This is a genomic window from Lachnospira hominis (ex Hitch et al. 2025), from assembly GCF_040096395.1.
Lineage (GTDB): Bacteria > Bacillota > Clostridia > Lachnospirales > Lachnospiraceae > Lachnospira > Lachnospira hominis.
Map to the genome: position 1 here is coordinate 203,643 of NZ_JBBMES010000001.1, position 24,099 is coordinate 227,741.

The window sequence follows — 24,099 nt, forward strand, 5'->3', positions numbered from 1 at the left end:
ATAAAGCATAAAGCTTTTGCAAAATGGATTGGAATCTGTTTTGCAGAAGCTTTTTTCATATCTTGTATCAGAGGGGAGAATATGTTTTCAATTATATGGAAAATTTGAAAGACAAAAATGAAAGCGGGGTATTATATGCAGGACGATTATGGGAATGTAACATTAGTTAATGTATCGGGAATTTATGATGAACAACCTTTATTTATTGATAAATTAAAAAAAGGCGGTGCTGGAGTTATAGATGCTGTCAGTATGACAGGGACAAACGGATATTGTGATGATATGGCAAAAGAAAATTTTCGTGAAATGATGAAAGAATATCCGACAAAAGGTATTCATTTTATTGATGGAGGCAATTACCATTATCTTACACTTTTATGGTTAAGTCTTATAGAGGAGCCGTTTGACCTGATAGTATTTGATAATCATTCTGATATGCAAAAGCCGGCATTTGGTGATGTTTTATCATGCGGCGGCTGGATTAGAAATCTGGTGGAAGATTCCGGCTTTAAAGGGAAAGTAACTGTTGTAGGTGTTGACAAAGATAATATAGATAAAGAAATGAAGGAGCTGGGGGTAAAGTTTATTACAAAGCAGACAATACTTAAAAAGAGAGGACAACAGTATGGTCTTGAAAATGAACTTATAGATAAATGCTGGACAGGAAAAAGACCTGTATATATTTCGGTTGATAAAGATGTGCTTGATGAAAAAGAATATAAAACAAACTGGAATCAGGGAATCATGAGTGTTGATGAGCTTTTTGCAATAATTGAGGACACATTTGAAATGCGTAAAGTTATAGGTATGGACATCTGCGGAGAGATGGATGAGGCGGTAAATTCAGAATTTGGCAGCATTTATAATGAAATAAACCAGGCAGTTAATATGAGATTTTTAAAGTTTAGAATTTCTTAATAAAAAAATTTAATAAGGGTGTTGACATTAATATGAGGTAGTGTTATTTTATGTATATCAAATGTTAGCACTCAAATTTAACGAGTGCTAACATGAGATAAATAAGCAGCATTTATTTATGGATAAGGAGTGAGAGTCAATGGAACTTGATGACAGAAAAGTTAAGATTCTGAAAGCAATCATTAAAAATTATCTTGAAACAGGCGAACCGGTTGGCTCAAGAACCATATCCAAATATGCAGATTTGAAACTGAGTTCGGCCACAATCAGAAATGAGATGGCAGACCTTGAAGAACTTGGATATATTGTCCAGCCTCATACATCAGCGGGAAGAATTCCTACAGATAAAGGCTACAGATTTTATGTGGATGATATGATGAGTCAGAAAGAGACAGAACTTGTGAACAGGGAGCAGGTAGTGACAGACAGAGAAAAAGAAGTTGAGTCAATGCAGGGTATCCTTTCACAGAAGGTCGATAAGGTTGAAGAACTTCTTCAGAATGTTGCAAAAGTGCTTGCAAAAGATACTAACTATGCAACAATGGTCAGTGCACCACAGGTTAAAGGTAACAAGCTTAAATTTGTCCAGCTTTCGCAGCTTGAAACAAATAAGATTCTGGCGGTTATTGTTATGGAAGGCAATATAATCCGTAACAAGGTAATAACAGTAAGTGAAGATTTATCACAGGAGAATCTTTTAAAGCTTAACATTCTTTTGAATACGAGCCTTACAGGACTTTCATTGCAGGAGATGAATCTTAGTATTGTATCTAAGATGGAGAATCAGGCAGGAGAGCATATGCAGCTTGTAAAAGAAGTTGTTGATGCTATTGTTGAGACAATAAGCGGAGAAGATAATTTAAAGATATATACCAGCGGTGCAACTAATATTTTCAAATATCCTGAGCTTAGCGATTCGACGAAAGCAAGTGAGCTTATATATGCACTTGAGGAAAAACAGTCACTTACTGATTTTGTAAAAGATACAGAGAGTGATAATTCCGATAATACAGGAATTCAGGTATATATAGGAAATGAAGCACCGGTTGAGTCAATGAAAGACTGTAGCGTAGTTACAGCAACTTATGAGCTGCAGGATGGCATGCGTGGAACGATAGGTATTATCGGACCGAAACGTATGGATTATGATAAAGTTGTTGAAAAACTTAAGACAATTCAGAATCAACTGGATGATGTCTTTAAGAAATCATAGGAAAGGTTGGATATAAAAGTGTCAAAGAAAGAAAAAGATTTAAAGAAGAAAGATGAAAAATTAGAAAAAGATATTGATAAGACTGAAAAAAAAGACGCTGAAACTGTAGAAACTCAGGCTGATAACGCAGATGCAGATAACACTGCAAGCGATGCGGAAGCGGCAGGTGATACAGATAATGATAAATCTGATAATAAAAAGAAAGATCCACGAGACGCTGTTATTGATGAACTGCAGGACAGAGTTAAGCGTCAGATGGCTGAGTTTGACAATTACAGAAAGCGTACAGATAAAGAGAAGTCAGCAATGTTTGAAATGGGAGCTTCAGATGTAATTAAAAAGTTACTTCCTATTGTTGATAATTTTGAACGTGGTTTTAAAGCAATCACGGATGAAGAAAAGGAAACACCATTTGCCAAAGGTATGGATATGGTTTACAAGCAGACAATGAAGATGCTTGAAGATCTTGAAGTTAAACCTATCGAGGCAGTTGGTTTGGAGTTTAACCCGGATGTTCATAATGCAGTAATGCATGTTGAAGATGATTCAGTAGGCGAAGGAATAGTAGTTGAAGAATTTGAGAAGGGTTACACATATAGAGATACTGTGATTCGTCACAGCATGGTAAAGGTTGCCAATTAGTTGGATTTTGAGTGATTAATTGCAGCATTTACATTATGACAATTGAAATTAGTATTTAATGTGCATTGCACAGAAAGGAAGATTAATATGGGAAAGATTATTGGTATTGACTTAGGTACAACAAACTCATGCGTAGCAGTTATGGAAGGCGGTAAGCCGGTTGTTATCGCAAATACAGAAGGTCTTAGAACAACTCCTTCAATCGTAGCATTTACAAAGAATGGTGAAAGACTTGTAGGTGATCCTGCAAAACGTCAGGCAGTAACAAATGCTGACAAGACAATTTCATCTATTAAGAGACATATGGGTACAGATTACAAGGTTGAGATTGATGGTAAGAAATACACACCACAGGAAATTTCAGCTATGATTCTCCAGAAATTAAAGGCTGATGCAGAAAACTACCTCGGTGAAAAAGTTACAGAAGCAGTTATTACAGTTCCTGCATACTTCAACGATGCACAGAGACAGGCAACTAAGGATGCCGGTAAGATTGCAGGCCTTGATGTTAAGAGAATTATCAACGAGCCAACAGCAGCAGCTCTTGCTTATGGTCTTGATAATGAAAAAGAACAGAAGATTATGGTATACGATTTAGGTGGTGGTACATTTGATGTATCTATCATTGAAATTGGTGATGGAGTTATCGAAGTTCTTGCTACAGCTGGTAATAACAGACTTGGTGGAGATGACTTTGATGAGAGAATCACACAGTATATGCTTGATGATTTCAAGAGTAAGGAAGGCGTAGATCTTTCTAAAGATACAATGGCTCTTCAGAGATTAAGAGTTGCTGCAGAGCAGGCTAAGAAGGAACTTTCAAGTGCTATGCAGACAAATATCAATCTGCCATATATTACAGCTACAGCTGAAGGTCCAAAGCATTTTGATATGACTCTTACAAGAGCTAAATTTGATGAACTTACACATGACCTTGTTGAGAAGACAGCAGAGCCGGTAAGAAATGCATTAAATGATGCTGGTATTACAGCTTCTGAACTTTCAAAGGTATTACTTGTAGGTGGTTCTACAAGAATTCCGGCAGTACAGGATAAAGTAAAACAGCTTACAGGACATGAGCCAAGCAAATCATTAAATCCAGATGAATGTGTTGCTATTGGTGCATCTGTTCAGGGTGGTAAACTTGCAGGTGATGCCGGTGCCGGTGATATCCTTCTTCTTGATGTAACACCACTTTCTCTTTCAATTGAGACAATGGGTGGTATTGCTACAAGACTTATTGAAAGAAATACAACAATTCCTACAAAGAAGAGCCAGATATTCTCTACAGCTGCTGATAATCAGACAGCCGTTGATATCAATGTAGTACAGGGTGAAAGACAGTTCGCTAGGGATAACAAGTCACTCGGCCAGTTCAGACTTGATGGTATTCCACCAGCAAGAAGAGGTGTTCCACAGATTGAAGTTACATTTGATATTGATGCTAATGGTATCGTAAATGTATCTGCTAAGGATTTGGGAACAGGTAAGGAACAGCACATCACAATTACAGCAGGTTCTAACATGTCAGATGCTGATATTGATAAGGCTGTTAAGGAAGCTGCTGAATTCGAGGCACAGGATAAGAAACGTAAGGAAGCAATTGAAGTAAGAAATGATGCGGATTCAATCGTATTCCAGACACAGAAAGCACTTGATGAAGCTGGCGATAAGCTTGATGCTAATGATAAGGCTGCTGTTGAGACAGACCTCAATGCATTAAAGAGTCTTGTTGACAGCACAGATGCTGAAAATATGACAGATTCACAGGTTGATGAGATTAAGGCTGCTAAGGAAAAACTTATGGAAAGTGCACAGAAGCTTTTTGCTAAGCTTTATGAAGCACAGCAGGGTGCAGCCGGTGCAGGCCCTGATATGGGTGCCGGTGCAGGTCCTGATATGAACAATGGTTCAGCTTCTAACAGTAATCCTTATGGCGATGATGTCGTTGACGGTGACTACAAAGAAGTGTAAAATCAATTGATGTTTAAACAGATTTACATGCAGTAGTGAAAGTTACAAAGCGTGTATCGATTCGTTAAACATTGGAGCTTGAATTAAACTGCATGGGGCAGAAAGCCCTGTGCAGTTTTTGGTGAAAAAAGCAAAAATTTTACATGTGTATTAGACAAACACAGAAATGGAGTTAATATGGCAGATAAAAGAGATTATTATGAGGTTCTTGGCGTTTCAAGAGATGCCGATGATGCTGCAATAAAAAAGGCATACAGGCAGCTTGCAAAGAAGTACCATCCTGATACAAATCCCGGTGATAAAGAAGCTGAAGCGAAGTTTAAAGAGGCATCAGAAGCATATGCAGTGTTAAGTGATGCCGAAAAACGTCGTCAGTATGACCAATTTGGACATTCTGCATTTGAAAATGGAGGTGCCGGCGGCGGTGGCTTTGATTACAGCAACATGGGAGATATTTTCAGCGATATATTTGGCGGTGGAGATATTTTTGGAGATTTGTTTGGCGGCGGTTCAAGAAGAAGAAACAGTAATGGACCAATGCGTGGTGCAGATGTAAGAAAATCTGTCAGAATTACATTTGCCGAATCGGTAAAAGGAACGAGCAAGAAGATAGATATTGAATTTAAAGACCCATGTAAGAAGTGTAATGGTACAGGTGCAAAACCTGGTACTCAGCCTGAGACATGTCCTAAGTGTGGCGGTAAAGGTCAGGTTGTATACACACAGCAGTCATTTCTTGGCATGGTTCGTAATGTCCAGCCTTGTCCGGACTGTAATGGTACAGGTAAGATTATTAAAGAAAAATGTCTTGACTGTCATGGAAGCGGTTATATCAACACAAGAAAGACTATCGAAGTTACAATTCCAGCCGGAATTGATAATGGTCAGAGTGTAAGAATACAGGGCAAAGGTGAGCCGGGTGTAAATGGCGGACCAAGAGGAGATTTGCTTGTAACAGTAATGATTTCAGCAGACCCTGAATTTAAGAGAGATGGATATAATATAATGTCAGATGTTGTTATATCTTATCCAACAGCAGTTCTTGGCGGTGAAGTAAAAGTTAAGACTGTAGATGGCGAAGTGGTTTACGAAGTAAAACCGGGAACGGCTTCAGGCACGGTTGTACGTTTAAGAGGAAAAGGCATGCCGACTGTAAGAAACAATGCAGTGCGAGGCGACCATTACATCACAGTTATCGTAGATGTTCCTAAACGTCTTACAAATGAGCAGAAAGAGGCTTTGATTGCATACGACAAAGCACTTACAGGCGAAGAAAAACATACAAGGAAAAAGGGATTTTTCAAATAAATAAAAAAATAACGTCTGTTTTCGTATCGGGATTAAGAATCCAATATACGAAAACAGACTTTATTTTTCCGCGTTTCATGAAATGGAGGACAATTTTCACCTCGGGATTAAAAATCCAATATATGAAAATTGTCCTTGTTTTTTTACATGTTTTAAAACTTCAATTTTATAATTACAATGGTAATCGAACTTTTTTTGAAAAAACGTGTAAAAATCATTTTTAATAAGATTTTAAAAAATTTTATCATATATGTCTTCCTTTCTGTTTTGATTTGACGAAAGTTTTCTTACTTTAATCCGTCATATGTTATATGACAGATTTTTTTAAAATCAGATTGATTTTATATGAAGTAAATATTTTAACTTTCGTCATGTGTAAATAGTGGTTTGAATTTTTTTTAAAACGAAAAATTTAGTGATTTTTTTAACAATTATTTGTATTTTTTTAATTTTAAAATGACGGTTGTAGAATAAGACCTTGCTTTGACATTAAAAATAGTTAAGTGAATAAAAATTTTAGTTGCGAGGCAAGTTTTACATGTAACCCCGCAGTGCGTTTTTTAAATATTGACACTAAGTGTCCGAATCAAAAAACGCATTGCGGGGTTAATTACAAATAAATATGGATATAAATGCAAAAATGTGATAATATTAAAAAGAATATAGTTTCTTCACAAAACAAGGAGGATTTATGACTGATATAAATAAACTGAATTTATCAAAATATGATGTAATTTCCGTTGAAAAGCTTGAAGATTTAGATTCTACAGGGCTTTTATTAAGACATAAAAAGAGCGGTGCAAGGATTGCCATTGTTTCCAATGATGATAATAATAAGGTATTTTCTATAGGTTTTAAGACACCGCCGTATAACGATACAGGGCTGCAGCATATTCTTGAACATTCGACACTATGCGGTTCAAGAAAATATCCTGTGAAAGACCCGTTTGTAGAACTTTGCAAGGGGTCGCTCAACACATTTCTTAATGCTATGACTTATCCGGATAAGACTGTATATCCTGTTGCGAGCTGCAATGATGTGGATTTCAAAAATATTATGGATGTTTATATGGATGCGGTATTTTATCCTGATATTTATAATAAGCCACAGATTTTTAAGCAGGAAGGCTGGCATTATGAACTTGAAAATGAGGATGATGAGCTTAAAATCAATGGCGTTGTATATAATGAGATGAAAGGTGTATATTCGTCACCGGATGATGTGCTTTCAAGATATACATGTGTATCTTTATTTCCTGACACGCCTTACAGATTTGAGTCGGGCGGTGAGCCTGCTCATATTCCTGAACTTGATTACAATGAATTTCTTGATTATCACAAGAAGTTTTATCATCCTGTAAATAGCTATATTTATCTGTATGGTGATATGGATGTACAGGAAAGACTTGATTATCTTGACAGGGAATACCTTAGTTATTTTGATGCAGATGATGTAGAGATTGACGCATCAATTCCTGCACAGAAGAGTTTTGAAAATGATGTTTTTAAGGAATTTAATTATGCTGTAACGGATGACGAACCGCTTGAAAATAATGCATTTCTTTCATATAACAAGGTTGTTGGAACATCACTTGATGCAAAACTTTATCTTGCAATGCAGATTCTTGATTATGCACTTATCATGGCTCCCGGAGCAAAGTTAAAACAGGCTCTTATTGATAAAAATATCGGAACTGATATTTACAGCAGTTTTGAGACATCTGTGTATCAGCCGATTTATTCAATTATTGCTAAAAATGCAGATGAAAATAAGAGACAGGAGTTCACAGATACAATTAATGAAGTGCTCAGTGATATTGTAAAAAATGGTATTGATATGCGTATGATTGATGCGGGAATCAATTATTATGAATTCAAATACCGTGAGGCTGATTATGGTGCATATCCAAAGGGATTAATGTATTATCTCACAATGATGGACAGCTGGCTTTATGATGAAAATAAGCCGTTTATTCATATTGAGGCGGGAAAAACATTTGAGCAGATTAAAAAAGAAAAAGAGTCAGGATTATTTGAAAAAATAATCGAGGAGTGGCTTGTAAATAATCATCATGGTTCTGTTATATCGCTGGTTCCGAAAAGGAATCTTGAAAAAGAACTTGAAGATAAGACAAAGTCTGAGCTTGCAGATTTTAAGTCTAAGCTGACAAAAGAGCAGATACAGCAGTATGTGCGTGAAACAAAGGAATTAAAGGAATATCAGGACGAGCCTTCAAGTCAGGAGAATCTTGAAAAAATTCCAATGCTTGCACTCAAAGATATTGGAAAAACTCCGGCAAGACTTTATATCGATGAAAAAGAGGAAAATGGTATCAAGGTTATTCACCATAATATGTTTACCAACAGAATTGCATATATTATGATGTCTTTTGAATGTAAGAGTGTATCAGATGAACTTGTACCATATATAGGACTTCTTTCATCAGTGCTTGGACTTATGGATACTGATAATTTCACATATCCTGAACTTACTAATGAAATCAATATTAATTCGGGAGGACTTTCATCAGATTCTGCAATATATACAGATAATAAAGAACTTGATAAGTATCAGATAAGATATGAGGTAAAAGGTAAAGTCTTATATGAAAAAATACCTTTTATGCTTGAAATGATGCATGAAATTATATATTGTACAAAATTTGATGATTATAAGAGACTTAAAGAGATTATTTCAAGAACAAAGTCGAGAATTGAAAGCTCAATGACAGGTATGGGACATACAGTAGCTATGCTTTATGGAATGTCACAGTTATCTGCATCGGGATATTATTCAAATCTTATGAGAGGATACGGATTTTACCTTTTTATCCAGGAGATTGAAAAAGATTTTGATAACAGAAAAGAAGAGATTGCAGGCACACTTAACCAGCTTATAAAGCTTATATTTACAAAGGAAAACCTTGTTGTCAGCTTTAATGCCAATGATGATGGATATGATAAATTTAAGGCTGCTTTTGGTGATTTTGCAGGAAAATTAAATACAGACAATTATCCTGTAGAAATAAGAAAATTTAAGCCATGTAATGTTAAAACAGGTTTTACGTCATCATCACAGGTTCAATATGTTGCAAGATGTGGCAATTTTGTTGATGCGGGATATAAGTATACAGGTGCATTAAGAGTTTTAAAAGTTATTTTCGGCTATGATTATCTTTGGATAAATGTGCGTGTTAAAGGCGGTGCATACGGCTGTATGAGCGGTTTTGGCAAAAATGGTGACATGTATATGGTATCTTACCGTGATCCTAACCTTAAAAAGACAAATGAAATTTTTGATGAATCAGTTGATTATATTAAGAATTTTGATGTGAGTGACAGAGACATGCTCAAGTTCATAATTGGTACAATAGGAGATATGGATACACCAATGAATCCGGCAGCTAAGGGCGTTCGTTCATTTGGAGCATATATAAGCAATGTGACTATTGAAGATTATCAGAGAGAGCGTGATGAAGTTTTAGGTGCGACACCGGAGAAGATAAGAGAACTGGCACCAATTGTTGAAGCAGGACTTAAACAGAATCATCTGTGCGTTGTTGGTAATTATAAAAATATAAATGATGAGTCATCTATGTTTGATGAGATTAAGCCATTATTTGTATCAGCAGTACAAAATAACAGTGAAGAAGAATGATTTTTTGGAATGGAGAAAAGTATGAATTTGGATGAAATGCTTGCTGCAAGCGGAATTACAGGCGGTGCGGCTGCTGACGGAAAAAATGTAAAGTCAGGGTTTGTTACGCTGATAGGACGACCTAATGTAGGTAAGTCAACACTTATGAACCGTATGATAGGTCAGAAAATTGCCATTACGTCTAATAAGCCTCAGACGACAAGAAACAGAATACAGACAGTCCATACAGATGAAAGAGGACAGATTGTATTTGTTGATACACCCGGTATTCACAAGGCAAAAAATAAACTTGGTGAATATATGGTTGGAGCAGCAGAAAAGACAATCGGCGAAGTTGATGTTGTATGCTGGCTTGTTGAGCCGACAACATATATCGGTGCGGGAGAACAGCATATTATTGAAAGACTTAAAAAAGTAAAAGCACCGATAATTCTTGTTATAAATAAAGTAGATACAATCAAAAAAGAAGAAATTCTTCCGGTTATTGACTGCTATAGAAAAGAACTTGATTTTCAGGAAATAATACCTGTGTCAGCAAGAAGCGGTGCAAATGTTGATGAACTGATTGATACAATTTATAAATATCTTCCTTATGGTCCGATGTTTTATGATGAGGATACAATAACAGACCAGCCTATGAGACAGATTGTCGCCGAGCTTATAAGAGAGAAAGCACTTCATGCACTTAATGAAGAGATTCCTCACGGAATTGCCGTTGTAATTGACAGCATGAAAGAAAGAAAAAGCCAGAAGGGCATAATTACAGATATTCAGGCAACCATTATATGTGAGAGAGATTCCCACAAAGGAATAATTATAGGTAAAGGCGGAGAAATGCTTAAAAAAATCGGTGCAAATGCCAGATATGAGATTGAAAAGCAGCTTGATACAAAAGTGAATCTTCAGCTTTGGGTGAAAGTTAAAAAAGAATGGCGTGACAGCGATGTTCTTATTAAGAATTTTGGTTATGACAAAAAGAAGGACGATTTGGGTTAATCTGATATGAGTGACATAACAGAGGTTACAGGCATAGTTTTATCAGCTATGCCTGTAGGCGAGTTTGACAGAAGGATAGTAATTCTTACAAAGGAAAGAGGTAAGATTGCAGCATTTGCAAAAGGGGCAAGACGACCAAACAGTCCTCTTACAGGAATAACAAGACCATTTGTTTTTGGAACATTTCAGGTGTATGAGGGAAGAACTTCGTATACGATAAGACAGGCGAATATAACAGCTTATTTTGAAGAAATTATAAGCGATTTTGATGCGGTCTGTTATGCATATTATTTTGCGGAGCTTGCCGATTATTATGGCAGGGAAAATCTTGATGCATCTGTTATGATAAATCTGTTATATGTTGCATTAAAGGCTCTTGGACGTAAAAATTTATCAAAGCCGCTTATCCGCCTTACCTATGAACTGAGAATAATTGCAATAAATGGTGAAAGTCCGGATTTTTTTGTATGTCAGGGCTGTGGCAAGGAAAAAGAACATTTGGTCTCATTTTCAAAGAGTACACTTGGAATTTACTGTGCGGATTGTGCAGATTATGCACATATGTCAGTAAAACTGGAAGATTCGACAGTTCATGCACTTCAGTATATAACGGGAACACCATTAAACAGACTTTTTTCCTTTGCTGTAAATAAAAATGTATTAATGCAGCTGATGGAAGTTATTACATCGGTAAAGGAATCGGTTATAGATAAAAAAATGAAATCATTTGAAATGCTTTCAATACAGGAGGAGTTAAATGCTTAAAAATATTTCACATAATAATCAGAAAAAAATTGCATTGATTAATGATTTTACCGGATTTGGGAGGTGTTCAATTGCGGTTGAACTTCCTATTATATCCACACTCAAAGTACAATGTTGTCCATTACCTACTTCAATTTTTTCTAATCACACAGGGTTTGACAGTTATTTTTTTGATGATTATACTGACAGGATGGAAAGATATGTGGAAGAGTGGAAAAAGCTGGATTTATCATTTAACGGAATATGTTCCGGATTTCTTGGTTCAGCCAGACAGATTTCTATTGTTAAGGATTTTATAAAAGAATTTAAAACTGATGATACAATAGTTGTTGTGGACCCGGTTATGGGCGATTATGGGAAAATTTATTCTACATATACAGATGAAATGTGTGGTCTTATGAAGGAACTTGTTGCAGGAGCAGACATAATAACTCCTAATATTACTGAAAGCTGTATTCTTACTGATACCCCATATTCTGATATGCTTTATGAAAAAGACATAGTAGAACTTGCAGAAAAACTTTCAATGATGGGACCTGAAAAGGTAGTTATAACAGGAATTGTTCAAGGAACATTTATTTCAAATTATTGTTATGAAAGAGAAAAAGAAGGGAAAAAAGGTTATTTTGTTAAAGCATTAAAGATTGGGGCACAAAGAAGTGGAACAGGTGATATATTTACATCAATAATTGCAGCAGATGCGGTCAATGGTGTGGATTTTCATAAATCAGTAAAAAAAGCTTCTTCGTTTATAAAAAAATGTATCATGAAGTCAATTGAACTTGATATACCATTGACTGATGGTGTATGCTTTGAAGAGCTGTTATATTCATTAAAATAAATATTTGGAGGTGCTTCATGGAAATATTATATAAGGTACATAATAATTTGTATGTTAATCTTACTAACAGATGTCCATATGCCTGTACATTCTGTCTTAGACAGACAATGGATAGAATCGGTGAGTCGGACAGATTATGGCTTGAAAGAGAACCGTTGGCAAAAGAGGTTATAGATGAGTTTGCAAAATTCAATATGGAAGATTATGACGAAGTCGTTTTTTGTGGATTTGGCGAGCCTACAGAGGCATTTGATGTGTTAAAGGAAGTTGCTTCATATGTCAAAAAGACATATAACAAGCCAATTAGAATTAACACAAATGGTGTAGGAAATCTGATTAACAAAAGGGATATCGTACCTGAAATGGAAGGACTTATTGATACAGTTTCAATAAGTCTTAATGATCCTGATAAAAAAAGATATAATGAGCTTGTAAGAAGCAAATTTGGTGATGAATCATTTGATGCAATGCTTTCGTTTGCAAAAGAATGTACAAAATATATTCCCAATGTTGTCCTTACAACAGTTGATACGACAATTTCCCATGAAGAAGAGGCACAGTGTCAGAAAATATGTGATGATATAGGTGCAAAATACAGAATAAGGCCATGGGAAGAATAAAAGTATCATTGGACAGAGAATAATACATAGCCGGGCAAGATTTAAGCTTGTCATATTTGAAGAAATGTTATAAAATTATCTGCATATTGCAGTCAAACATAACGGAGGTAGAAAAGAAATGGAAAAGACAATGGAAAAGATTGTTGCTCTTGCAAAGGCCAGAGGATTTGTATATCCTGGTTCTGAAATATACGGCGGATTGGCTAATACATGGGATTATGGTAATCTTGGTGTAGAACTTAAAAATAACGTAAAGAAAGCATGGTGGCAGAAGTTTGTACAGGAAAGCCCATATAATGTCGGCGTTGACTGTGCAATTCTTATGAATCCACAGACATGGGTAGCTTCAGGTCATCTTGGTGGTTTCTCAGACCCTCTTATGGATTGTAAGGAATGTCATGAGAGATTCCGTGCAGATAAGCTTATTGAAGACTGGGCATCAGATAATAATTTTGACATTGGCGGTTCAGTTGACGGCTGGACTCAGGAACAGATGAAGAATTTTATTGATGAGCATGAAATTAACTGTCCTACATGTGGAAAGCATAATTTTACAGATATCAGACAGTTTAACCTTATGTTCAAGACATTTCAGGGAGTTACAGAAGATGCTAAGAATACAGTATATTTAAGACCAGAGACAGCACAGGGTATTTTCGTAAACTTTAAGAATGTTCAGAGAACATCAAGAAAGAAGATTCCATTTGGTATCGGTCAGATTGGTAAATCATTCAGAAATGAGATTACACCAGGTAACTTCACATTCAGAACAAGAGAATTTGAGCAGATGGAACTTGAGTTCTTCTGCAAACCTGGCACAGACCTTGAGTGGTTCAGATATTGGAGAGAGTATTGCATCAACTGGCTTAAAGCTCTCGGCATCAAGGATGATGAGATGCGTGCAAGAGACCATTCACCAGAAGAACTCTGCTTCTACAGCAAGGGAACAACAGATATTGAATTTTTATTCCCATTTGGATGGGGCGAACTCTGGGGTATAGCTGACAGAACAGATTATGACCTTACTCAGCATCAGACAGTATCAGGTGAGGATATGTCATATTTTGATGATGAGTCAAAAGAAAAATATATTCCATATGTTATTGAACCATCACTCGGTGCAGACAGAGTTACACTTGCTTTCCTTTGTTCAGCATATGATGAAGAGGAACTTGAGGGCGGCGATGTGAGAACAGTTCTTCATTTCCATCCTGCTATTGCACCTGTTAAGATTGGTATTCTTCCACTTTCTAAGAAGTTAAATGAGGGGGCAGAAAAGGTATTTGCAGAACTTTCAAAGACATATAACTGTGAATTTGATGACAGAGGCAATATTGGTAAGAGATATAGAAGACAGGATGAAATTGGTACACCATTCTGTGTTACTTATGACTTTGATTCTGAGGAAGACGGAGCTGTTACAGTACGTGACAGAGACACAATGGAACAGGAGAGAGTTAAGATTGAGGATTTGAAAGCATATTTCGCAGAAAAATTTGAATTTTAATTATGCGGAAAGGCACGGTTATTTATATGATATGTCCAAAATGTGGTCAGGAATATGAAGGTGATAAGTGTCCAAGATGCAATGGACCGGAAGTCATTGTTAATAATGCAGATTATCTGAAACGGAAGAGGGCGTATGAGGAGAAGCAGGCCGGAAAGGGGTCTGCTTCTTCTGATAAAGAGACTTCTGAAAATAATACAGCAGATGTTAAAAATGGTGGGCAGGAAGAAGTGCTGCCTGATGAAATGTTTCGGCGTCTTAAAGAAAGTGGAAGTAAATTTGCACAGGATGCGGTTGAAAAAACAGCATCACAGGCGAAAAAGGCTGTAAAAGGCAAGAAGAAGCTGATAGTAAGAATAATTGCAGCAGCAATAGTTTTAATGCTGGCTTCTCTTGCAGGATTTGGCATATTTAAGCTTGCAACACGTAAAAATTATGTTTTGTATATGAAATACAATAATAAAATATATAATGTTGCAGGGATAGACAGTAAGCTGGTCTGCAGCGAAGATGATATTGTTTTTGAGGCTGATAATAATTCATTTTATATTCCGGAATTTTCTGATGAAATAGATAAAAATAATATTATACAGAAAATGGCTTCCAATCAGGGAAAATATTTTACTGCCATAACTTATGATTCTGTGGAAGACAAGTACACGCTTTTTGTATGGAACAATTCAATGAGTCTCAGACTTGCTGAAAGTTCAAATAAAAAAGAAATACTCTATATAAGTGATAAAGGAACTATAATTTATAAAGATACCCAGGTTGTAAATGACCAGGGGGCATTAGGACAGACATCACTTATGGTAAGTAAGCTGGATAAATCCAAAGATGGTGATGTGCATGGTGTTATAACAGAAGTTGAGTCGTCGCTTGCAAATGTGTATATATATTCTGCCAAAAATACGATTATATATAATTCAACCGGTAATGTGTTGTATACACTTAATTATGATAAAGATGAGAAGAAAAAGGAAATATCTGAAGATGCAAAAAATATTTATGCCCTTACAAGTAAATCTTCTGTGAGATATTCCTATAAGGCAAATCCGGTTAATCAGTCAGATAAGGCGGAAGGATTTATATATAGTGTCAACGGAAACTGTTATTATCACAGCATATCATCAAAGAATACAGAGGATATGTTTATTGGTAAATTTAATGGTTCCGGTGTTGAGCTTATATATGATAAAGATTATGTATATGTAATCAATTCTGGTCAGGTAAGCTATGCGTCTGTCAAGAAGGATGTAACGCCGGTATTTACAGTTGTGTCAAAGCTCGGAGGTGCGTCAGATTATGTATTTCTTGAATTAGCTGATACGATTGCAGCAGTTGATGAAAATAATAATCTAATAAGCATAAGTTCCGGTAAAGTTAAAACTATTGCTGAAAATATTACTGATGGCTCTTTAAGCATTGTAAAAAACACATCATCTGAACTTACGTATATACGTGATAATGTCCAATATTATAAAAAGTCGCTTACAGCGGATGAGGTGAAGATGACAGATGTTGGCTCAGATGCAGATACTGTGAGCACATTATTTTATAAAAATAAACTGTATTATTACAATTCAGATAAGAAATTATGCTCATGTACAGTAAAAGGAAAGAATGGTTCAGTGGTTGGAGACGTTGAACGTTTCTGGCTGGGAACAGAGTATAAGTAGAAAATGTAAAAGAGATGTAACTGTGATTTGCGTAGTTACATCTCTTTTTATTATATAAACACATATTAATAACATATAATCAAATGTTTTTAAATATTTCCTGTGACATGTTCTGCATCATATTGTCTGAATCGGAAGGTGTGGTAGCAGAACTGTTTGCAAATTTCTGAACACGCTCAACAGCAATTTCTGTGTCTGATAAGATGTTTACTGCATTCATACAGTCTTCTGATATAGTGTAAAAAAAGATTGAAAGATTGATAATCCGCCGGAAATGCAGCATTTTTATGTTAAAAAACGAAGTTGACAGTTGTATATTGACATAAAGCTTTAAAAGAAGTATTATTTTACAAGTTGGGAATGAAGTTCTCCCATGGGAAACCTAAACTGCTTATTATAGCTGATGACTTCTACGATTTTAGAATCGCAGGGGTTGTCAGCTTTTTTATGTGGACAATGAATAGAATCCCTGCTGAATAATTTAAGGAGAATTATATGTTAGCATCATTATCACTTATTTTTCTGGTTGGACTTGCAATGGGTGCAATCTGCCAGAAACTTAAAATGCCTCGTATTATCGGAATGCTTGTTACGGGTATTGTATTAGGACCATATGTTCTAGATTTTCTCGACCCGTCAATACTTTCTATTTCATCTGAATTAAGAAAACTGGCACTTATAATTATTCTGCTTAAAGCAGGATTGTCTCTTGATTTGAAGGATTTGAAGAAGGCGGGACGACCGGCAATTCTTATGTCATTTGTTCCGGCAACATGTGAAATAGCAGGATATATATTATTTGCACCATTGTTATTAGGAATTAACAGGATAGAGGCGGCGGTAATGGGAGCAGTGCTTGGAGCCGTTTCACCTGCGGTTGTCATACCGAGAATGGTAATGCTTATGGAAGAAAAATATGGGACGAAAAAAGCAATTCCACAGATGATTATGGCAGGAGCGTCATGCGATGATATTTTTGTTATTGTATTATTTACGACATTTTTAAGCATGGCACAGGGTGGAAGTGCTGATATTGTTGATTTTGTAAATATTCCTGTTTCAATTGTTCTGGGAATACTTCTTGGTGCAGTTACAGGATATGGATTATATTTATTTTTTGAGACATCATATGCACATAAGCATTGTGTCAGAAACAGTACAAAAGTAATAATTGTGCTTGGCTTTTCAATGCTGCTTGTTTCTGTTGAAGGCTGGCTTGAGGGAAAAGTATCTGTTTCAGGACTACTTGCTGTAGTCAGCATGGCATGTGTTATAAAAATAAAAAGTACAGCGTTTGTTTCAAAAAGATTATCAGAGAAATTCGGAAAGTTATGGATTGCAGCTGAAGTGGTTCTTTTTGTGCTTGTTGGGGCTGCGGTTGATATACGATATACGCTTAGTGCAGGAATAGCGGCAGTGTTTATGATTTTTATTGCATTGATTTTCAGAACGGCGGGTGTTTTGATATGTACGATAAAGACTAAACTTAATATGAAAGAGAGAATATTCTGCGTTATTGCGTACCTTCCGAAAGCCACGGTTCAGGCGGCAATCGGTTCAGTGCCTCTTGCAGCAGGACTTGCCTGTGGCAAAATTATTTTGTCAGTGGCTGTACTTGCAATTATTATCACAGCTCCGCTGGGAGCATTGGGAATTGATAATACATATAAAAAATTGTTGGAGAAGGAATAGGTAATTGAATTAATCATAAAACCACCACTTTATACATAAACTATAGCCAGAATATTGTGTATTGGGTGAGCAAATGTTTGTTATTAAGAGTAGAAACAAAAGACTTATAATGTGCATAATGTGTCTGATTTTAATATTTACATCAGTCTATGCGGGAATGAGCCGCGTCACATGTATTGCACAGGAACGGACACAGGGGGAAAATTCAGGAATAGAATTAAAATCACCGTCAGCGATACTTATGGAGGCATCAACAGGTCAGGTTATATATGAAAAAGATGCAGATACGAGCCTGCATCCGGCAAGTATTACCAAGATAATGACTCTGATATTGATATTTGATGCTATAAAGGATGGCAAAATCGGACTTGATGACGAAGTTACTGTATCGGAATATGCGGCATCTATGGGCGGAAGTCAGGTGTTTCTGGAGGCAGGAGAAAAGCAGACGGTTGATACGATGATTAAATGCATAAGTATGGCAAGTGCGAATGATGCATGTGTAGCCATGTCAGAATACATAGAGGGCACAGAGAGTGCATTTGTTGCAAAGATGAATGAAAGAGCCATGGGGCTTGGAATGAACAATACTAATTTTGTGAACTGCTGCGGACTTGATACGGATGGACATATGTCAACTGCCCGTGATATAGCACTTATGAGCCGTGAACTGATAACAAAATATCCGCAGATTCATGATTATTCCACAATATGGATGGATACCATTATTCACAGTACAAGAAGAGGTGACAGCGAGTTTGGACTTACAAACACCAACAAGCTTATTAAGCAATATGAATGGGCGACTGGGTTAAAGACTGGTTCGACAGGGCTTGCAAAATGCTGTCTGTCAGCATCGGCAAATAAGGATGGGATTGACCTTATTGCTGTAATAATGGCTGCACCGGACTCAAAGACACGATTTGCTGAGGCTGTTAATCTTTTGAATTATGGATTTAATACATGTGATATATATAAAGATGATGGTATGCCTTTATTAGAAAATATAAGAATTTCAAAAGGTAAAAAAGACTATGTCAATTGCCGGTATGAAAAAGAATTTTCATATATGTTTATTAATCCGGTTAATCATGAAGATATTTCAAAAGAACTCCATATAAATGAAAATATTGCCGCACCTGTATATGAAGGAGATACAATTGGAACACTTGAATATTATTATAATGGAGAAAAAATAGGCAGCGTCAATGTTATTTCATCTGAAAATATAGAAAAAGCAGATTTTTTAACACAGATAAAAAAGGTGCTTGGCAGGCTGTTGAAATGATATTGTAAGAATAGATTGCTGGTATATGACCCAAAATGTGAGCTGAAAAATATTGCGGCTGTAAAAAATTCAATATATATGTTATAATAAATCCAAATGACTTATGAAAGTGGAGTATATAATGGATTTATTTGATTATGTCAGACAAAATACGATGAAAAATGAATCGCCGCTGGCTTCAAGAATAAGACCGGAAACTTTGGATGAAGTAGTAGGACAGCAGCATATTATAGGAAAAGATAAACTTTTATACAGGGCAATTCAGGCTGATAAGATAAGCTCAATTATATTCTATGGACCTCCGGGAACAGGAAAAACCACACTTGCAAAGGTGATTGCCAATACTACAAGTGCAGATTTTAAGCAGATTAATGCAACTGTTGCCGGAAAAAAGGATATGGAAGATGTCGTTGCACAGGCAAAAAATAACCTTGGAATGTACGGAAAAAAGACGATACTGTTTGTCGATGAGATTCATAGGTTTAATAAAGGACAACAGGATTATCTTCTGCCTTTTGTTGAGGACGGAACAATTATCCTTATTGGTGCGACTACAGAAAATCCATATTTTGAAGTAAACGGAGCTTTGATTTCAAGGTCAATAATATTTGAATTAAAGCCACTTGACAAAGAAGATATAAAAACACTTATAAAACGTGCAGTATATGATGAGAAAAAAGGAATGGGAAGTCTTCATGCAGATATAGATGATGAGGCACTTACATTTCTTGCAGATGTGGCAAATGGTGATGCGAGAAGTGCATTGAATGCCATAGAACTTGGTATTCTTACAACAAAGCCATCTGAGGATGGAAAGATTCATATTAATTTAAAGATTGCCGAACAGTGTATACAGAAGCGTGTATTAAAGTATGATAAAGATGGTGATAACCATTACGATACTATATCAGCATTTATTAAGAGCATGCGTGGTTCTGACCCTGATGCGGCTGTATATTATCTTGCAAGAATGTTATATGCCGGAGAAGATATAAAGTTTATTGCGAGAAGAATAATGATATGTGCAAGTGAAGATGTCGGAAATGCTGACCCGCAGGCACTTGTAGTTGCAACTAACGCATGTCTTGCAATAGAAAGGCTTGGTATGCCGGAAGCACGGATAGTTCTTTCACAGGCGGCAACATACGTTGCATGTGCTCCTAAGAGCAATGCCGCTTATATGGCTGTAGACAAAGCACTTGATATTGTGAAAAATGAAAAGACATATGGTGTTCCTGTGCATTTACAGGATGCACATTATAAGAGTGCAGGAAAGCTTGGACATGGTATTGGATATAAATATGCACATGATTACAAAAATCATTATGTAAAACAGCAATACCTTCCGGATGAACTTGAAGGCACTGTATTTTATGAGCCGACAGATAACGGATATGAGAAAAAAATAAAGGAACATCTTGATAAAATTAAGGCGGAGGCTGAATCTTAATGAGAGATAATCTTAGGCGGCTGGCATGTGGTCATTTTGTATATGATAATCCTAAGCTGCATTTTAAACAGGATAATATAGAATTAAATATCACAAAAAATGTAGTCTGTGAGCAGTCGTTTGATATAGTCTCAAGGGAAGTAACAAAAGGCGTTATCTGGTCATCAAATGAGCATGTTAAAATCATCGACAATATGTTTCTTGGAACTGTAAGTACGATACATTATATTGTTGATACTAATGGACTTCAGAAAGATGATGTTATAAAAGGCAAGTTTGATGTCATAAGCAATGCGGGGGAATATTTTTTAGAATATGCTTTTACAGTTACGGCACAATTTTTAAAGACTAACGAAAATGATATTGCAGATTTATTTCAATTTGCTAATTTCACAAGAGATTATCCTGAAGAGGCTGTTGCAGTTTTTCTTAGTGATAATTTCAATATCCTTATTGAAAATGATACAAAACTATCTAATATATATGAAGCATTGAAAAAAGAGAATAATACCGGGCGTGCGATAGAAGAGTTTCTCGTTGCTGCCGGGAAGAAATCTCCTGTTTCAATAAATTTATGCACAGATAAAGAACGCTCATATATATGCAGCGATGACAGAAGAGATACTATTGCTTTAGAAAAGAATGCGTGGGGATATATTGAGGCAGATATTTGCGTTGAAGCAGATTTTATTTCAATGGAAACAGAGCATATTTCGGCACAGAATTTTACAGGAAATAAATGTGAACTTGCATATATAATTAATTATGAAAAACTTCATGATGGATATAATTATGGAAGAATAATAATAAATACATATAATCGTAAAATTGTAACTGATATAGAAGTAAAAAAAATATATGCAGAGTATCCGGATGAAAATACAAATGAGATATATCATGATAAGAGAAAACTCATGTATGAGATTACCCAAAATTATCTCGATTACCGCATGAAAAAATTTAATACAGGTGTGTGGGCTGAGCGTTCGGCTAATCTTATAGAAAGGCTGAGAACGCTCGATTATGACAATCCGCTGTACATGCTTATGCAGGCACAGGTTTATAACCTGCGTAAGATGAATGATGAGGCACAAAATCTTATTGAGCAGGTTCAGGTTTCAAAAGATGATGCATTTTTATACAGCTATTATCTTTATGTAAAATCAATGCTTATAAGTAATGCAGTATATACTGCGAAGGCTGCCATAGATATTAAAAATTTATATGAAAATGGCAATGATGACTGGCGTATATTGTGGATAAGATTTTATGTTGATCTGACATTCGGACATAATCAGAGCATTAAGCTTATGAGGATAAAAGAAAGCTTCCGTTCAGGATGTAAAAGTGGTGTGATGTATATGGAAGCATTAAATGTTATGAATAATCAGCCGCATCTTTTAAGAGTTCTTGATAAATTTGAGATACAGGTTCTTACGTTTGGATGTAAGAATAATATTATAAATGAAAAACTTGCATTGCATGCCGCACAGATAGCTGTTTCTGACAAAAATGCCAGCAATTCAAAAATAGAACTGTTGAAAAATATTTACAAAATATATGAAAAAGATGAGGTACTTACGTCTATTATTTCATATCTGATTTGTGCCGGAAGTATAAGCCGTGAAAGTAATATTTATTATGAGAAAGGGATTCTTCGAGGGATAAAAATTACAAGATTATATGAATATTACATAAAAAGTCTTGATAAAAATAAATATCCGCGTTTTTCAAAGCTTGTTTTAATGTATTTCGCATATGACGCCTCTCTTGATTATGAAAATAAATCATTTTTATATGCAGATGTACTTTTTAATGAAGCGGAAAATGAGAAGATAATGGAGATGTACATGCCGCTTATTGATAAATTTGCGTATGAACAGCTTCGTTATGGCAGAATTAATAATCATCTTATATTAATTTATAAAAGAATATGGAATAAATGTTTATTTGATGAGTATACAGCATCATCAATGATGAAAATTTTATACACTTATAAAATAAAATGTTATGAGGAAAATGTAAAAGCTGTATGGGTAAAACATAAAGAATATAAGACGTTACAACGTTACGAAATCATTAATAAATGTGCATTTGTCCCGATTTACACGAAAGATGCCGTTATTATATTTGAATCAGAATCAGGAGAATTTTTTAAGGACAGCTTCAGGTATGACATTGAAAAAGTATTTGAAAATAAATACTACGAAATGATAAACGCGAGCATGCTTGCTTATCAATATGAAGAAAATGATATAGAAAAATATAAAAATATAATTTTGTACGAGCAGAAAAAAGATATATTTAATGAAGAAATATATGAAGCTGTCAGATGTATCATAAATGATGCTGATTGTGATAAAAAATGTAAAAAGAAGCTTAACAGCTGGCTTATAAAATATTTTGAAAAATCATATGATAAAGAAAATTATCTGGCAGATATACAGATTATAGATACTGATGATTTAGATGAAAATGATGCAGTGAGACTTATATATGCAAGTGTCGATAATAATGCTTATAGTTTTGCATTTTCAATTATAAAGCAGTACGGAATATGTAATGCCAATTCAGGAAAAATATCAGAACTTGCACGTCATATGCTGGGATTTGCAGGGACAGAAGATGATGATGAACTTACGCAGCTGTGTGAATATGCTTTTGAAAATAAAAAATATAATGCTGATATTCTTGAAAATCTTGAAAAAAGATTTAATGGAACTAATGAGCAGATGCTTGATATATGGAATGCATGCAAAGATTATGATGTATTTACAGGTGATATAGAAGAAAGAATTGTCGCACAGATGCTTTTTACAAAATCAAGTGATAAAAGGCTTACAGATGTATTTGATTCATATGTAAAAAATGGTGGACACAGGACAGTTATTGCGGCTTATGCTGCATATAATGCTTTTATGTATTTTGTAAAGCACAGAGAAGTTGACATAGCAGTTTTTGACGTGATAGAAGAGCTTATTATGGAAAAACGTGCAATTCCTGATGTCTGTGTCCTTGCATACTTAAAATATTATTCTTTAAGAACCGGAGAACTTACAGAGTCAAAAAGCAGATTTATATATGAAATTATAAAAACATTGTGTGCAGTGGACAAGTGTTTTGAATTTTATAAAAATTATTCTGAAGTATTTGCACTTCCATATAATATGACAGACAGGACATTTGCGGAGTATGCAGGTAATCCGGATTCGCGTGTGGAGATTCATTACTGGTTTGGAGAAAGCAGTAATGAATATACTGAGATTCTTTCAAGTTGTGGAGGTTATTTTGTAAAAGGATTTACACTTTTTTATTCGGAGAGTGTCAGATATTATTTTGTTGAAGAAATTGGAAGTGAAACAAGAAAGTCTGATATATTTCATATGCAGAATAATGTTATCAATAAATCAGAGACCGCAGGAAGATTTGACAGCATTAATAAAATTCTTTCGGCAAGGCAGCAGCATGATCCGGCAGAAATGAAAAAGTGTATGTATGATTATTGTGTTCAGGATTATGTAACACAACAGATTTTTAAACCAATGTAG

Annotated in this window: 17 protein-coding genes and 1 riboswitch; of the genes, 16 read left to right on the plus strand and 1 reads right to left on the minus strand. The window is 35.4% G+C overall.

Translation table 11 applies throughout. The features are described 5' to 3' along the window. Nucleotides 1-135: 135 nt before the first annotated feature. The 12 genes from WMO38_RS00910 (at nucleotide 136) to WMO38_RS00965 (ending at nucleotide 16,121) form a co-directional block, all read left to right on the plus strand. Nucleotides 136-918, plus strand: a complete 783-nt coding sequence (locus tag WMO38_RS00910) for an arginase family protein (RefSeq protein WP_186836229.1) — start codon at nucleotides 136-138, stop codon at nucleotides 916-918. Nucleotides 919-1,057: 139 nt separating this feature from the next. Further along, nucleotides 1,058-2,131 carry a heat-inducible transcriptional repressor HrcA gene (gene hrcA, locus WMO38_RS00915; RefSeq protein WP_349161017.1) on the plus strand — a complete coding sequence of 358 codons (1,074 nt, stop codon included), beginning with the start codon at nucleotides 1,058-1,060 and terminating at the stop codon, nucleotides 2,129-2,131. Between the two features lie 18 nt (nucleotides 2,132-2,149). After that, on the plus strand, nucleotides 2,150-2,773 hold the full coding sequence (gene grpE, locus WMO38_RS00920) for a nucleotide exchange factor GrpE (protein ID WP_021867028.1): 624 nt from the start codon (nucleotides 2,150-2,152) through the stop codon (nucleotides 2,771-2,773). Between the two features lie 87 nt (nucleotides 2,774-2,860). Continuing rightward, nucleotides 2,861-4,747 carry a molecular chaperone DnaK gene (dnaK, locus tag WMO38_RS00925; RefSeq protein WP_349161018.1) on the plus strand — a complete coding sequence of 629 codons (1,887 nt, stop codon included), beginning with the start codon at nucleotides 2,861-2,863 and terminating at the stop codon, nucleotides 4,745-4,747. 177 nt (nucleotides 4,748-4,924) lie between these two features. After that, nucleotides 4,925-6,055: a molecular chaperone DnaJ gene (gene dnaJ / locus WMO38_RS00930; protein WP_349161020.1), complete on the plus strand. Its 1,131-nt coding sequence runs from the start codon at nucleotides 4,925-4,927 to the stop codon at nucleotides 6,053-6,055. 691 nt (nucleotides 6,056-6,746) lie between these two features. Further along, nucleotides 6,747-9,713: an insulinase family protein gene (locus WMO38_RS00935; protein WP_349161022.1), complete on the plus strand. Its 2,967-nt coding sequence runs from the start codon at nucleotides 6,747-6,749 to the stop codon at nucleotides 9,711-9,713. A gap of 36 nt (nucleotides 9,714-9,749) precedes the next feature. Beyond that, on the plus strand, nucleotides 9,750-10,709 hold the full coding sequence (gene era / locus WMO38_RS00940) for a GTPase Era (protein ID WP_435390968.1): 960 nt from the start codon (nucleotides 9,750-9,752) through the stop codon (nucleotides 10,707-10,709). Between the two features lie 6 nt (nucleotides 10,710-10,715). Further along, on the plus strand, nucleotides 10,716-11,474 hold the full coding sequence (gene recO, locus WMO38_RS00945; RefSeq protein WP_349161023.1) for a DNA repair protein RecO: 759 nt from the start codon (nucleotides 10,716-10,718) through the stop codon (nucleotides 11,472-11,474). After that, on the plus strand, nucleotides 11,467-12,315 hold the full coding sequence (locus WMO38_RS00950; protein ID WP_186836223.1) for a pyridoxamine kinase: 849 nt from the start codon (nucleotides 11,467-11,469) through the stop codon (nucleotides 12,313-12,315). Before recO ends, WMO38_RS00950 begins: the two co-directional genes overlap by 8 nt. Before the next feature lie 17 nt (nucleotides 12,316-12,332). Next, nucleotides 12,333-12,935, plus strand: coding sequence for a TIGR04100 family radical SAM protein (locus tag WMO38_RS00955; RefSeq protein WP_349161025.1), 603 nt, complete (start codon nucleotides 12,333-12,335; stop codon nucleotides 12,933-12,935). A gap of 118 nt (nucleotides 12,936-13,053) precedes the next feature. Then, a complete protein-coding gene (locus WMO38_RS00960) occupies nucleotides 13,054-14,442 on the plus strand; it encodes a glycine--tRNA ligase (RefSeq protein WP_349161026.1) in 1,389 nt (462 codons plus the stop codon). Between the two features lie 26 nt (nucleotides 14,443-14,468). Further along, nucleotides 14,469-16,121, plus strand: coding sequence for a hypothetical protein (locus tag WMO38_RS00965; protein WP_349161027.1), 1,653 nt, complete (start codon nucleotides 14,469-14,471; stop codon nucleotides 16,119-16,121). Between the two features lie 79 nt (nucleotides 16,122-16,200). Here WMO38_RS00965 and WMO38_RS00970 read toward each other — a convergent pair whose 3' ends face one another. Then, a complete protein-coding gene (locus tag WMO38_RS00970; protein WP_349161028.1) occupies nucleotides 16,201-16,341 on the minus strand; it encodes a hypothetical protein in 141 nt (46 codons plus the stop codon). A 127-nt stretch (nucleotides 16,342-16,468) separates the two neighbouring features. Then, nucleotides 16,469-16,541: riboswitch (Fluoride riboswitch) on the plus strand. 75 nt (nucleotides 16,542-16,616) lie between these two features. Between WMO38_RS00970 and WMO38_RS00975 the strand changes: the two genes are divergently transcribed. From WMO38_RS00975 to WMO38_RS00990, 4 genes are all read left to right on the plus strand, one after another. Then, nucleotides 16,617-17,813, plus strand: coding sequence for a cation:proton antiporter (locus WMO38_RS00975; RefSeq protein WP_349161030.1), 1,197 nt, complete (start codon nucleotides 16,617-16,619; stop codon nucleotides 17,811-17,813). Between the two features lie 73 nt (nucleotides 17,814-17,886). Then, nucleotides 17,887-19,101, plus strand: coding sequence for a D-alanyl-D-alanine carboxypeptidase family protein (locus tag WMO38_RS00980; protein ID WP_349161031.1), 1,215 nt, complete (start codon nucleotides 17,887-17,889; stop codon nucleotides 19,099-19,101). A 121-nt stretch (nucleotides 19,102-19,222) separates the two neighbouring features. Next, the gene (locus WMO38_RS00985) at nucleotides 19,223-20,551 is read left to right on the plus strand and encodes a replication-associated recombination protein A (RefSeq protein WP_186836217.1); all 1,329 of its coding nucleotides are present in this window, start codon (nucleotides 19,223-19,225) and stop codon (nucleotides 20,549-20,551) included. Next, on the plus strand, nucleotides 20,551-24,099 hold the full coding sequence (locus WMO38_RS00990; protein WP_349161033.1) for a DUF5717 family protein: 3,549 nt from the start codon (nucleotides 20,551-20,553) through the stop codon (nucleotides 24,097-24,099). The genes WMO38_RS00985 and WMO38_RS00990 overlap by 1 nt, the downstream gene beginning before the upstream one ends.